The following is a 13911-nucleotide window of genomic DNA, read 5'->3' on the forward strand; positions in this document are numbered from 1 at the left end:
CGGGTCGTTGACATAGAGGCACGACCTCCCGCAATCGGGCCCCCAGGGACTGCGCTCAGGGTTCGCGCTCCGAGGGGGCCACCCCCGAATTCCTACGAAGAAGGGCACGGCCGCCGCACGTGAGGGACACGAAAGAGAGCCGGCTGCTCCTGGTGCTGCTGATCGCCGTCGCGTTCGCGCTGATCACGGTGGACATCCGCGGCGGCCAGGACTCCCCGGTCGACGGCGCCCGGCAGGCCGCCGCCGCGGTCTTCGGACCGATCGAGGACGGGGTGTCCTCCGCGGTCGATCCCGTCGGCAACGCCGTCTCCGCCGTCCGGGACTCCGGTGAGCGGCACGACCGGCTCGCCCGGCTGGAGAAGGAGAACGCGGCTCTCAAGGCGAAGCTCGGCAGCGACGACCGCAACCGCAGCCGGCTCGCCCAACTCGACAAGATGCTGAAGATCGCGGGCGAGGGGCAGTACGGCATCAAGGGCGCCGAGGTCATCGGGATAGGAGCGGCCCAGGGCTTCTCCTGGACCATCACCATCGACATCGGTGCCAATGACGGCATCAAGCGCGACATGACCGTGCTCAACGGCGACGGACTCGTCGGGCGCGTCACCACCGTCGGACCCGACACCTCCACCGTGCTGCTCGCCAGCGACCCCGACTTCACCGTCGGCACGCGGATGGAGGGCAGCGACGAACTCGGCTTCGCCTCCGGGCAGGGCGACCGGCCGCTGCGCGTCGAACTCCTCAACGGCAAGGCGGAGGTGAAGAAGGGGGACCGGCTCGTCACCTTCGGTTCGGAGGCCGACCGGCCGTTCGTGCCGGGCGTGCCCGTCGGCGTCGTCTCCCGCGTCGACCCCTCCGGCGGCGGCCTGACCCGCACCCTGTACGTCACGCCGTACGTCAGCTTCTCCAAGCTCGACATCATCGGTGTCGTCGTCCAGGCCCCGAAGAAGGACCCGCGCGACGAGGTGCTCCCGGCCAAGCCCAAGCCGACCCCGACCCCGACGGTCACCGTGACGGTCACCCCGTCCGCGAACGCCGGCGACGGCTTCGGCCGGCAGCAGTCCGACACCACCGGCCAGTCCGACACCACCGGCCAGTCCGACGCGAGCCCACCGCCACGGCCGGACACGACCGACCAGGCACAGACCGACACGACCGATCAGCAGCAGTAGGAGCTGAATCCCCCATGCGCGTCAACCGGATCCTGCTCTCCACCGCCCTGATCGTCGTCGCCCTGGTGCTCCAGGTGAGCGTCCTCGCCCGGCTCCACCTGCCGGGCGCCGTCCCCGACCTGCTGCTGCTCACCGTCGTCGCCCTGGCCCTGGTGTACGGCCACGTGGGCGGCGCCCTCATCGGCTTCGGCGCCGGGCTGCTCGCCGACCTCGCCCCGCCCGCCGACCACGCCGCCGGCCGCTACGCCCTGGTGCTGTGCGTCGTCGGCTACCTCGTCGGACTCGCCAGGCCCGGCAACGGCCGGCTCAAGTCGGTCACCGGCCCCATGCTCGTGGTGATCGTCGCCGCGGTCGGCTCGACCCTGCTGTACGCGGGCGTCGGCGCCCTCGTCGGCGACACCGCGGCCCGCCATGTCGGCCTCGGCGGCCTGCTGTTCACCGCCGCCCTCTACGACCTGCTGCTGGCGCCGTTCGTCGTGCCCGGAATCATGGCCCTGGCCCGCCGCGCGGAGAACGATCCGCTCGCCGAGCCCAGTTCCGCGGTCAAGGGCACGGACATCTCCTCCGGCTGGCTCTCCTCCGGGACGGGGCTGCGCATCGGCGGCCGGCGTGGTGGCGTCACCCGCCTGAAGGCCAAGGCCCGCACCCGCACCACCCGCGTCACCCGCATCAAGGGGGTCAAGCGGCTGTGACCACGCGGGAGTTCAGGACGGCCACACACAGCTTCGTCGGATATGACACAGACACACGCGCAGGGAGCGGCAACCGCAGTGCCCCACACCCGCCCGCCCCGCACCACCGACCTGAGAAGAATGGGCTTCGCCCATGACCAATGCCCGCCCGTCGCCCGCCACCACCCTCAGCCGAATGGGCTTCGCCCATGACTAATATTCCGGAGACCGGACGTACCCCGAGGGTCCAGATCCGGCTCGTCGTCATCCAGATCCTCGTCCTCTCCCTGCTCGGCACGCTCGGCGGCCGGCTGTGGTACCTGCAGATCCGCGAGGGTGCCGCCTACGCCAGGGAAGCCTCCGGCAACCACGTCCAGCAGGTCGTCGAACCCGCCGTACGTGGCGCGATCCTGGACGCGCGCGGAGTGCCGATCGCCGACAACGAGACCCGGCTGGTCGTCTCCGCCTCCCGCACCGACCTGCTCAAGCAGAAGGACGACGGCAAGGCGGTCCTCACCAAGCTGGCCGGCGTGCTCGGCATGAAGCCCGAGGACGCCATGGCCAAGGTCCGGCTCTGCGACGCCGAGACCCCGCAGCCGTGCTGGAACGGCTCGCCGTACCAGCCGATCCCGATCACCGACGAGGCCACCGCCAAACAGGCCCTCCAGATCCGTGAGCGGTCCGAGGACTTCCCCGGCATCACCGCCGAGCCGGAGGCCGTGCGCCGCTACCCGGGCCCCGGCAAGGCCAACACCGCCCAGGTGCTCGGCTACCTCTCCCCGGTCACGGACGACGAGATCCAGCAGGCGCAGGACACCGACTCGCCGTATCTGCGCTCCGACATGGTGGGCCGCAGCGGTCTGGAACGCGAGTACGACAAGGAACTGCGCGGCAAGGCCGGCGTCACCCGCTACGAGGTCGACAACCTCGGCCGGGTCATCGGCCAGGGCAAGTCCGACCCGGCCGAGCCCGGTTCGAACCTGGTGACCAGCATCGACTCCCGGGTGCAGCGGGTCGCCGAGTACGAGCTGGACAAGGCGATGAAGACCGCCCGCAAGCAGTTCGACAAGATCACCGGCGAGAACTACAAGGCGGACTCCGGCGCCGTCGTCGTGATGGAGGCCAACACCGGCCGGATCGTCGCCATGGCGTCCGCCCCGACGTACGACCCGAACGTGTGGGTCGGCGGGATCTCCGCCAAGGACTACGAGGCGCTCACCGGGAAGAACTCCGACTACCCGCTGCTGAACCGGGCCATACAGGGTCAGTCCGCGCCGGGTTCGACGTTCAAGGTGGTCTCCACGGCCGCCGCGGTCGAGGCAGGCTACAAGTGGGACGGCGGCTACCCCTGCACCAGCTCGTACACCGTCGGCAACCAGGTCTTCAAGAACTTCGAGGGCGAGAACTTCGGTCCCATCTCGCTCGGCCGGGCCCTTGAGGTCTCCTGCGACACCGTCTTCTACGGCCTCGCCGACAACGAGTGGAAGAAGGACGGCGGCATCAACCCCAAGAAGGGCCAGCCGAAGGACTACTTCTTCAAGGCCGCCCACCAGTTCGGCCTCGGCAAGGAGACCGGCGTCGACCTCCCCAACGAGGTCACCGGCCGCGTCCCCGACCGCCAGTGGAAGCAGAACTACTGGGACGCCAACAAGGACGCCTGGTGCAAGTCCGGCAAGAAGGACGGCAGCTACGTCGAGAAGATCGCGTACGAGAACTGCCTCGAAGGCAACAGGATGCGCGAGGGTGACGAGATCAACTACTCCATCGGCCAGGGCGACACCCTCGTCACCCCGATCCAGGAGGCCGCGATCTACGGTGCCCTCGCCAACGGCGGCACCATGTACCAGCCGACCATCGGCAAGGCCGTCATCAGCCCCGACGGCAAGACCGTCCAGGAGATCAAGCCCAAGGCGAAGGGCAGGCTCCCGGTCGACCAGGCGACCCTCAAGGGCATGGACGACGCCCTCGCGGGCGTGGTCACCCGCGGTACCGCCGCCTGGAAGTTCGGCGGCTGGCCGCAGAACAAGATCCCGCTGCACGCCAAGACCGGTACCGCCGAGGTCTACGGCAAGCAGACCACGTCCTGGCTCGCCACGTACTCCAAGGACTACACGGTCATCATGACCATCTCCCAGGCCGGTACGGGTTCCGGCGCCTCCGGTGAGGCCGTGCGCGGCATCTACAACGCGCTCTACGGCGTCCAGCCGGACGGCTCGATCAACAACAAGAAGGCGCTGCTGCCCACCCCGGAGAAGGGACTGCCGCAGGTCCGCACGGACGGCACCATCAAGGCCCCGAAGATCTCCTCCGACCCGGCCAAGGACCTCCAGGTCACCCCGTCGCCGTCGGGGTCGGGCGCCGACGGCACCCTGCCCCCGGCGACCACCTCGCCCGGCACGGGCAACAGCAACACCCGCAGAAGGCCACGCCGCCGAAGCAGCCGTAAGCCGCGCGGCCGGGGAAGCCGGAGGATGCTCACATGACCGGCGCGAGGGGATTCTCCGTCTCCGGGTACGGTCCCGAACGGGCCGGCTGGACCCGCGTCTTCGCCCGTGACTCGCTGGCCCGCCGCCTCGACTGGCCGATACTGCTCGCCGCCCTCGCCCTGTCCCTGCTGGGCTCGGTGCTGGTCTACTCGGCGACCCGCAACCGCACCGAGATCAACCAGGGCGACCAGTACTACTTCCTCATCCGCCACCTCATGAACACCGGCATCGGGCTCGCCCTGATGATGGCCACGGTCTGGATCGGCCACCGCACCCTGCGCAACGCCGTGCCGATCCTCTACGGCCTCTCGCTCCTCGGCGTCCTGCTGGTGCTCACCCCGCTCGGCTCCACCGTCAACGGCGCCCACTCGTGGATCGTGCTCGGCGGCGGCTTCTCGCTCCAGCCGTCCGAGTTCGTGAAGATCACGATCATCCTGGGCATGGCGATGCTGCTCGCCACCCGGGTCGACGCGGGCGACAGGACGTACCCGGACCACCGGACGGTCCTGCAGTCCCTGGGGCTGGCCGCCGTACCGATCCTGATCGTGCTGCTCATGCCCGACCTCGGTTCGGTCATGGTGATGGTGATCATCGTGCTGGGCGTGCTGCTCGCCTCCGGCGCCTCCAACCGCTGGGTGTTCGGCCTGCTCGGCACGGGCGCCCTCGGCGCGGTCGCCGTGTGGCAGCTGCACATCCTGGACGATTACCAGATCAACCGGTTCGCCGCCTTCGCCAACCCGAGCCTCGACCCGGCCGGCGTCGGCTACAACACCAACCAGGCCCGCATCGCCATCGGCTCGGGCGGACTCACCGGCTCCGGGCTGTTCCACGGCTCGCAGACCACCGGCCAGTTCGTGCCGGAGCAGCAGACGGACTTCGTCTTCACGGTCGCCGGTGAGGAACTGGGCTTCGTCGGCGCGGGCCTGATAATCCTGCTGCTCGGCGTGGTGCTGTGGCGTGCCTGCCGGATCGCCCGCGAGACGACCGAGCTGTACGGCACGATCGTCGCCGCCGGGATCGTCGCCTGGTTCGCCTTCCAGGCGTTCGAGAACGTCGGGATGACCCTCGGCATCATGCCGGTCACCGGCCTGCCCCTGCCGTTCGTGTCGTATGGCGGTACGTCGATGTTCGCGGTGTGGGTGGCGGTGGGGCTGTTGCAGTCGATCCGGGTGCAGCGCCCGATGTCCGCCTGACCACGGCCGTCCACTCCAGGACGTTCACACGAGTGATGGCGGGGGTTTTCCCGCCATTCACCTCACGTCGGCCCTGCCATCATGTCCCGGCTGCTACTAGATTCGATGCATGGCGGATACGAAGCGCGAGATCGAGCGCAAGTACGAATCCGACGAGAGCGGCCTGCCCGACCTGACCGGCGTCGCCGGGGTGGCGGACGTCCTGGACGTGGGCGTCGTACAGCTGGACGCCACCTACTACGACACCGCCGACGAGCGCCTGGCCGCCCACGCCGTCACCCTGCGCCGCCGCACCGGCGGCACCGACGCCGGCTGGCACCTCAAACTCCCGGTCGGCCCCGACGTCCGCGACGAGATCCACGCCCCGCTCTCCGACCACGTGCCGCGCGCCCTCGTCGCGCTGACCCGCTCCCGGATCCGCGACGCCGACCTGGTCCCCGTGGTCCGGCTGCGCTCCGCCCGCGACCTGCGCCACCTCGTCGACGCCGACGGCCAACTGCTCGCCGAGGTCAGCGTGGACACCGTGACGGCCGAACGGCTCACCGCCGACGGCGGCACCGCCCAGTGGACCGAGATCGAGGCGGAACTCGCCGAAGGAGTGGACCCCCGCTTCCTCGACAAGGTCGACAAGCGCCTGCGCAAAGCGGGTGTCCGCCCCTCCGCCATGCCCTCCAAACTGGCCCGCGCCCTCGCCGCCACCGCCCCGCCGGACACGGACCGTCACCGCGAGCCGCCGCCCGCGCCCGCCGAACCCGTCACCGCCGGTGACCACGTCCTCGCCTACGTCCGCGCCCAGCGCGACGCGATCGTCGAGCTGGACCCGGCCGTACGGCGCGACGAGTACGACTCCGTCCACCGCATGCGCGTCGCCACCCGCCGCATGCGCAGCGCCTTCCGCTCCTACGGCAAGGTCCTCGACCGCACCGTCACCGACCCCGTAGGCGACGAGCTGAAGTGGCTCGCCGCCGAACTGGGCGTCGACCGCGACCGCGAGGTCCTCACCGAACGCATCACCGCCGCCCTCGGCGAACTGCCCCGCACCCTGGTCTCCGGCCCCGTCCGCACCCGGCTGCGCAGCTGGGCGAAGGCCCGCCGCGGCGGCTCGCGCCGCCGGCTCACCGGCGTCCTCGACTCCGAGCGCTATCTGACCCTACTCGACACCCTCGACGCCCTCGTCACCGACCCGCCGCTGCTGCCGGCCGCGGCCGGGAAACCGAAGAAGGTGATCGCCAAGGCCGTGGGGAAGGACTACGCCAAGGTCTCGGCGCTGGTCGAGCAGGCGATCGGCCTGCCGCCCGGCCACGACCGCGACGTGGCGCTGCACGAGGCCCGCAAGAAGTCCAAGCGCACCCGGTACGCGGCCGAGGCGGCCACCCCGGCCCTCGGCGACCCGGCCGCCGGCCTCACCAAGGCCATGAAGTCCCTGCAGACCCTGCTCGGCGACCACCAGGACAGCGTCATGGCCCGCGAGGCCCTGCGCGAGCTGTCCGCCGAGGCACACATCGCGGAGGAGAACACGTTCACCTACGGCGTGCTGTACGGGCGCGAGGAGCAGCGGGCCGCGGCGGTCGAGGCCGAGCTGCCCGGGGCCTGGCAGGAGGTCGGGACCCCGGCGCTCGGCTGAGCGTACGAGGCAGGCCCCCGGGCGGGTTAGGCTGGATGGTCACCCTCCCCCTGCCTCCGGCCGGGGGTGCCCCCAGTCAGCTCACAAAGGTCCCGCGAGATGCCTGCTGAAGCCGCCTCTCACGTCGCCGAGTCTGTGTTCCCGCAGCTCGAAGCCCTGCTCCCGCATGTGCAGAAGCCGATCCAGTACGTCGGCGGAGAACTCAATTCCACGGTCAAGCCGTGGGAGTCCTGCGACGTCCGCTGGGCGCTCATGTACCCGGACGCGTACGAGGTCGGCCTGCCCAACCAGGGCGTCATGATCCTCTACGAGGTCCTCAACGAACAGCAGGGCGTCCTCGCCGAGCGCACCTACAGCGTGTGGCCGGACCTGGAAGCGCTGATGCGCGAGCACGGCGTGCCGCAGTTCACCGTGGACAGCCACCGGCCCGTCCGCGCCTTCGACGTGTTCGGCCTGTCCTTCTCCACCGAGCTGGGCTACACGAACATGCTGACGGCCCTGGACCTGGCCGGCATCCCGCTCCGGTCCCGGGACCGCACCGTCGACGACCCGATCGTCCTGGCCGGCGGCCACGCGGCCTTCAACCCGGAGCCGATCGCCGACTTCATCGACGCCGCCGTCATCGGCGACGGCGAGCAGGCCGTGCTCGACATGACCCGGATCATCCGCGAGTGGAAGGCTCAGGGCCGCCCCGGTGGCCGCGAGGAGGTCCTCTTCCGCCTCGCGAAGACGGGCGGGGTGTACATCCCGGCGTTCTACGACGTCGAGTACCTCGCCGACGGCCGTATCGCCCGTGTGGTCCCCAACAAGTCGGGCGTCCCCTGGCGTGTGGCCAAGCACACGGTCATGGACCTCGACGAGTGGCCCTACCCCAAGCAGCCCCTGGTGCCGCTCGCCGAGACGGTCCACGAGCGCATGTCGGTCGAGATCTTCCGCGGCTGCACCCGCGGCTGCCGCTTCTGCCAGGCCGGCATGATCACCCGCCCGGTCCGCGAGCGCTCCATCACCGGCATCGGCGACATGGTCGACAAGGGCCTGAAGGCGACGGGCTTCGAGGAGGTCGGCCTGCTGTCGCTGTCGTCGGCCGACCACACGGAGATCGGCGACATCGCGAAGGGCCTCGCCGACCGCTACGAGGAGGACAAGATCGGCCTGTCCCTCCCCTCCACCCGCGTGGACGCCTTCAACATCGACCTGGCCAACGAACTGACCCGCAACGGCCGCCGCTCGGGCCTGACCTTCGCCCCGGAGGGCGGCTCGGAACGCATCCGCAAGGTCATCAACAAGATGGTCTCGGAGGACGACCTCATCCGCACGGTCGCCACCGCGTACGGCAACGGCTGGCGCCAGGTCAAGCTGTACTTCATGTGCGGCCTGCCGACCGAGACCGACGACGACGTCCTCCAGATCGCCGACATGGCGACCCGCGTCATCCAGAAGGGCCGCGAGGTCTCCGGCTCCAACGACATCCGCTGCACGGTCTCCATCGGCGGTTTCGTCCCCAAGCCGCACACCCCCTTCCAGTGGGCGCCCCAGCTCTCCGCCGAGGAGACCGACGCCCGCCTGGAGAAACTGCGGGACAAGATCCGCGGCGACAAGAAGTACGGCCGTTCCATCGGCTTCCGCTACCACGACGGCAAGCCCGGCATCGTCGAGGGCCTGCTCTCCCGCGGCGACCGCCGCATCGGCGCGGTGATCCGCGCGGTCTACGAGGACGGCGGCCGCTTCGACGGCTGGCGCGAACACTTCTCCTACGACCGCTGGATGGCCTGCGCCGACAAGGCCCTCGCCCCCTTCGGCGTCGACGTCGCCTGGTACACGACCCGTGAGCGCACGTACGAGGAGGTCCTCCCCTGGGACCACCTGGACTCGGGCCTGGACAAGGACTGGCTCTGGGAGGACTGGCAGGACGCCCTCGACGAAACAGAGGTCGACGACTGCCGGTGGACGCCTTGCTTTGACTGTGGGGTTTGTCCGCAGTTCGACACCTGGCCACAACTGAGCGACAGCGGGAAGAAGTTGCTGCCGCTGTCGGTCAAGAAGCCTCCGACCAGCTGAAACGGGCGGCGGGGGTGAGTGAGGCGTTGCGGCGCATCTCTGAGGCTGTGGCGGATGCCACAGAGGAAGAGGCGGCTGCGGTGCTGGGCGCGCTCGGCGTGACCGTGGAGCGGCAGCGGAAGGTACGGGAAGTACCGAGAACGCCGCTGCCGTCGCCTGGGGGCGCACCGAGTATCCAGTCCGAGGTGGAGTGGATCTGAGGGACTTGCGTTCCCGGGGCGGCCGTCTACGAGCGCTCGCGCCGTCGGGTAGCCGCTCCCTGATGGCGATTCTCGATGGGAGCCTCAACAGCTCCCGCAGGTCGGAGGAAGGACAGGCTTTTACGGGGTCGAGCTGCTGCCCTGTCGGCAGGGCCTTTTACTGATCGTTTCAGAATCCTGCGGAGACGCTGACGGCCCCATGGAACAGTCCCTTCAGTCACGGGCCCAGGGGAATGACGCCGTATGGAACAGGTTGCAGCTGCGCGAGACCTCGTGCTCGGTCACGTCCGCGCTCTGAACGCGATTGATGAGTCCATGAGGGCGGCGATCTCCTCACTCGTGCGACTGGCGGACGTCGTCGGCCTGGCCCGTTCACGCCGGATCAGCCGGAGTCATCACAGCAGCGGCAGGAGCTGGGTGACGTTGTGCCGGTTGCCGCCGGTGAGGGTGACGGCGAGCGGGGTCCCGTGGCGATCGACGATTAGGCGGTGCTTCGAGCCGGGGCGGGCGCGTTCGGCTGGTGAGGGGCCGACGTGATCCCCCTTTGAGGGCCCGGATGTGCGACCCGTCCATGGAGCAGTCGTCCAGGTCCAGCAGGCCGGCACGGCGAAGTCCGGTCAGCAGGGCAGCCTGCAGGCGCGGCCACACGCCGGCCTCGGTCCAATCCCGCAGCCGACGCCAGGCCGTCACCCCGGAGCAGCCCACCGTCTCCGCGGGGACATCACGCCATGCGACACCGGTCCGCAGCAGATACATCACACCCATTCGAGCCATTCCCTAAATTTCAGGCATCTCAATCGGCCAATTCCAGGGTTTTGCACGCATACGGCATACATCTCCTAGGTCGACCTTGATAGGTTTCCGAGTATGCGATTTGCGTAATTTGGTGTCACGCAACGTTCATCATTGCTTCACTAGCCGTTTGCAAGGTAAAGTCAGGCCGGCGGACGGGGGTTGGCACACAAGCTCTGTCCGTGAACAAAGAACCGGGGGGCGTGCCATACCTTTTTGTGTGCCGCTTCCCCTGTCTCGCCACAAGAGACTTGGGAGAGATTCAATGAAGGCAAAAATGCGAGCCGCATCTATAACCGGCATGGCTTCAATCATGCTTCTGGCGCTGGCGCCCCAGGCATTGGCGAACTGGACGAGTTCCATAACCAGAGGTGGCACCGGATTCGAATCACGCCGCTGGGACGACGAACTCTACTCGCAGATCAAGTTCACGAACTGCACACTCCACTACCTGGATGCAGATGCCAAGAATGCAACCGACGTTGCAATCTGGCACGACATCTCTCTCTTGCCCGATGATAAGTACGACACGAAGACTTTCACCGCTTGCTTCGACGGCGGAACGAGCAACGGAGAATGGACCGATCTGGGAGAAGGGATGAAGTCTGTCTACTTCCGGATCCAGTCGGTCGGCGGATCTACAACCGCCGGCTCAACCATCGACGCATCGTCCGTCAGCGTCGACACCACCAAGGCCGACTAATACCCTGCTTATACGGGCCCCCGGAGTGAAGCCGCTCCTGGCGGGCCCGATCAGCATTTCAGCGAGAGTTCCAATGAAACTTTCTATTAGCTGGCGTTCCGGCTGTCTACGCTGGGCATCCCCATTCGTCTTCCTATTGGGGGCCTTTTATTATATTTCAGGTGAAGAGCAGTTACCGTCTAGCTTTCACGGTTACGCGCCTTCCATTGTGGCAGCCCCATTGGTGACGCTCTATGCGATTGCCTACGCGATCACGGCGGCTCTCGCCGCATGGGAAAGCGGGCGCCTGACATCAGCCGGTATTTGGCAACTCGCCCCAGCCCGTTCGCGGTTTCGGATCGCGGCCAACGTCCTGTTGCCGGTTGTCATGACCTCTTGGGTCATTCTTCTCGTGCCGCCAGCGATCTCACTGATCCGTGCGTCAACATTTCCGACGCTAGGCAGCCTTCGGCTGCCCGCCATGGCGCTCTGTCTGTGTGTCGCCCATGCCGTAATTGGATTCGCCATCGGCCGAAGAACACCACGCGTGTTCGCCGTACCGATCGTAGCCATCGTAGACTTCGTATTGGTTGGGTTTACGCGCTCTGTGGACCCGTACTGGCTGCGTCACGTATCAGGTCAGTACGCTGATTTGAGCTTCGGCGAGGTTCCCGCTTTCGCATCAATTGTGGCACCGCTCCTCTTTGCCGGCGGCCTCGCCGGCGGTGTAACACTTCTGTGGACGCCAACACGAAGCCTTCTCGCGCGTGCCTTGGCTGCCTGTTTCGTAGCAGCCCTGGGAACCTCGACCGCCTACCACATCACGTCAGACTGGGGCCACAGCCCCGCCCTCGTCGGGGGACAGGCACCTGTCACCTGTCTTGGCCAGGCGCCGAGAATCTGCATGCCGACAGCAAGTTCAACAAGGCTGCCCGCCGTCCGGAAGGAGTTGCTAGCGACGCTGGCTACCCTTCGGACTGAGGGTGTGGCCGCTTCTCCTCAGGTCATCCGGGATCGGCTCGGTGAGGGCCGGGAATACCGTCGTTCGACAGATGCGACCTGGTACATATCGCTGACGTCCGCAGCCGAGAGCGGTACCGTTCGGTACCAGGCCGCCATGGCCGCCGTGCGCTTCCCCTGCCGCACCGTCGAGTCGGACCCGGCTCACGCTGCGATGCTCTGGGTGGCCTCGGTTGTCGGAGAACAGAAGCGCTACTCCCAGTTTCTGACAGAGCAGGCCATGTCGCCACAAGAAACAAGCGCTAACAGGCAGATTCAGAGTGTAGTGAAAAGCGTCCTGACGCAGCCGGTTGCAAAGCAAACGGCCTGGTACAAGAACACGTTGACCTCTGCCTGCGGTGGGAGTGTCAGGTGATCTTCTGGTTGAAAACGCGCCGCGCCCATACTGTGCTGCCCGCCTCTTTCGGGGCTTTCATTGGCCTCGTCGCATTTGTCGGGGATGTGACGGTCTTTCTTCCATCTCTCGGCGGAAGCCACCAGGTAGCACTGTCTCTTTTCGCGCCGATTCCTCTCGTGGCGGGTTTGGCTTTCTGTCTTGAGTCGCGGATCGCGGCCGCTGAAATTTCCGCAGTACGTGTCGTTGCTCGAATGGACATTGGGCTAATTTTAATCACTGCGGTCTCCTCGGTTGCGATCGGGGCTTTGGTGCACCAAATCACTCGTTCTTCGCAAGCCGACATCACGGGACGAAATTTTGTCTTCATGACGGGCTTGATGCTGTGCGGCCGGGTGTTCTTCGGGGAGCGTGCCGTCCTGGTTCCCGTTATGTGGACCCTCAGCGTGGTCATGGCTGGTTTTAGGCCCACGGGGGACGCCTACCCGTGGACGATCATTCCAGAGACTGCTGGCACCTTGTTTGCAGCCTTCGCCGCATTTCTGATTTTCGCGATCGGAATTCTTGCGCATCTGTACAACTCAAGGAAGATCTCGTGACCCTTAAACTCGACTCGTGCACCTATGGCTACCGGCGGCGCAGCCCTATCTTGCAGGACTTTACCTACCATGTACCCGACGGCCTTACCGTGCTGCTCGGTCCGAATGGAGCAGGGAAGTCGACTCTTCTCAAGCTCTCCGCTTCGGTCCTAAGGCCTTCTTCCGGCACTGTCACTCTGGGCGGGATGGACGCAGGCACCAAGGGATTCCGACAAGCAGTGGCTTGGATGCCGCAAGATATCATTTCCATGCCGACCCTCACCGCACGTGAGTACGTCGCCTACGTCGGATGGCTAAAAGGCATGAATCGACGAGACGCGTGGAGTCAGGCGCGCAGAGCTCTGAGTCGTGTGGGACTTACCGACCAAAATGACAAAAAGACAAGCCACCTGTCAGGTGGCCAACTCAGGCGCGTGGGAGTGGCAGCAGCTCTCGTGCACAATTCTGAAGTGCTTTTGTTGGACGAGCCTACAGCTGGCATGGATCCTCATCAGCGTCGCGTCTTTCGTGACATTCTCTCCGGCCTGGTCACGGAAGGGGTACGTATACTTCTGTCGACGCACGACGTCGCAGATCTCGCCGAGGAAGCCCACAGCGTCACGGTGCTCAACAATGGCCGCATTCTGCAGCACGGAACGACCGGGGAGTTTTTCGCCTACACCCCGCCCGGGACGGTCGCTGGCAGGGCTGCTGAAGCGGCATACACGTTCTTGCTATCACGCGAGGCGCTTCACGCCTAAGTACACACATCCCCGATGGGCCTGGCCTAAAGCGTTGGTGTGGTGAATGCCCATTTGTCGCTTCCGAGGATGCCCCACCGGGATGCGCTGGCACGGTGGTACGAGCGCTGACTTCGGCATAACAGGATCAGCGATGACGATGCGACAAGGCTGCTCTGAAAATGCGACCGACTCCGGACAGCGACCGGTGCCGGTGCACGCGGCGGTGGTGCGGCGCGTGCTGAGTCAGCTGAGGACTCCACGGTTCGATCGAGGTTCGTCGTCTCAATACCCTTCCTGCGGGTGGTGGCGTGCGGCGCCCTACCGCAAGCGTGCCTGATCTCGGCGGCGACTGCCGCACGGG

11 protein-coding genes and 1 pseudogene are annotated in these 13911 nt (G+C 66.9%); 11 read left to right on the forward strand and 1 reads right to left on the reverse strand.

Translation table 11 applies throughout. The features are described 5' to 3' along the window. The first annotated feature begins 119 nt into the window (after positions 1–119). The 7 genes from mreC (at position 120) to ACFC09_RS11265 (ending at position 9401) form a co-directional block, all read left to right on the forward strand. Complete coding sequence (gene mreC / locus ACFC09_RS11235) at positions 120–1169, forward strand: rod shape-determining protein MreC (RefSeq protein WP_376525899.1); 1050 nt, start codon at positions 120–122, stop codon at positions 1167–1169. A 14-nt stretch (positions 1170–1183) separates the two neighbouring features. Beyond that, positions 1184–1861: a rod shape-determining protein MreD gene (gene mreD, locus ACFC09_RS11240; RefSeq protein ID WP_376525901.1), complete on the forward strand. Its 678-nt coding sequence runs from the start codon at positions 1184–1186 to the stop codon at positions 1859–1861. A gap of 188 nt (positions 1862–2049) precedes the next feature. After that, positions 2050–4323 carry a penicillin-binding protein 2 gene (gene mrdA / locus ACFC09_RS11245; RefSeq protein WP_376525902.1) on the forward strand — a complete coding sequence of 758 codons (2274 nt, stop codon included), beginning with the start codon at positions 2050–2052 and terminating at the stop codon, positions 4321–4323. Next, on the forward strand, positions 4320–5519 hold the full coding sequence (gene rodA / locus ACFC09_RS11250; RefSeq protein WP_376525904.1) for a rod shape-determining protein RodA: 1200 nt from the start codon (positions 4320–4322) through the stop codon (positions 5517–5519). The genes mrdA and rodA overlap by 4 nt, the downstream gene beginning before the upstream one ends. Positions 5520–5628: 109 nt before the next feature. After that, positions 5629–7143, forward strand: a complete 1515-nt coding sequence (locus ACFC09_RS11255) for a CHAD domain-containing protein (RefSeq protein ID WP_376525906.1) — start codon at positions 5629–5631, stop codon at positions 7141–7143. Positions 7144–7242: 99 nt separating this feature from the next. After that, positions 7243–9201, forward strand: coding sequence for a TIGR03960 family B12-binding radical SAM protein (locus ACFC09_RS11260; protein WP_376525908.1), 1959 nt, complete (start codon positions 7243–7245; stop codon positions 9199–9201). A 47-nt stretch (positions 9202–9248) separates the two neighbouring features. Beyond that, positions 9249–9401 (forward strand): hypothetical protein, encoded by a 153-nt coding sequence (locus ACFC09_RS11265; protein WP_376525910.1) that lies wholly within the window; start codon positions 9249–9251, stop codon positions 9399–9401. A 398-nt stretch (positions 9402–9799) separates the two neighbouring features. Here the strand turns inward: ACFC09_RS11265 and ACFC09_RS11270 are convergent. After that, positions 9800–10172 (reverse strand): annotated as a pseudogene (locus ACFC09_RS11270) (transposase); the annotation flags it as partial. A gap of 286 nt (positions 10173–10458) precedes the next feature. Between ACFC09_RS11270 and ACFC09_RS11275 the strand changes: the two are divergent. The 4 genes from ACFC09_RS11275 (at position 10459) to ACFC09_RS11290 (ending at position 13568) form a co-directional block, all read left to right on the forward strand. Then, entirely contained in the window at positions 10459–10896 is a 438-nt protein-coding gene (locus ACFC09_RS11275; protein ID WP_376525912.1) for a hypothetical protein, read from the forward strand. 73 nt (positions 10897–10969) lie between these two features. Beyond that, complete coding sequence (locus ACFC09_RS11280) at positions 10970–12250, forward strand: hypothetical protein (RefSeq protein WP_376525914.1); 1281 nt, start codon at positions 10970–10972, stop codon at positions 12248–12250. Beyond that, the gene (locus tag ACFC09_RS11285; protein WP_376525916.1) at positions 12247–12828 is read left to right on the forward strand and encodes a hypothetical protein; all 582 of its coding nucleotides are present in this window, start codon (positions 12247–12249) and stop codon (positions 12826–12828) included. The genes ACFC09_RS11280 and ACFC09_RS11285 overlap by 4 nt, the downstream gene beginning before the upstream one ends. Further along, on the forward strand, positions 12825–13568 hold the full coding sequence (locus ACFC09_RS11290; RefSeq protein ID WP_376525918.1) for an ABC transporter ATP-binding protein: 744 nt from the start codon (positions 12825–12827) through the stop codon (positions 13566–13568). The genes ACFC09_RS11285 and ACFC09_RS11290 overlap by 4 nt, the downstream gene beginning before the upstream one ends. The last annotated feature ends 343 nt before the right edge of the window (positions 13569–13911 follow it).

This window comes from Streptomyces sp. NPDC056161 (assembly GCF_042268025.1).
Taxonomy (GTDB): domain Bacteria; phylum Actinomycetota; class Actinomycetes; order Streptomycetales; family Streptomycetaceae; genus Streptomyces.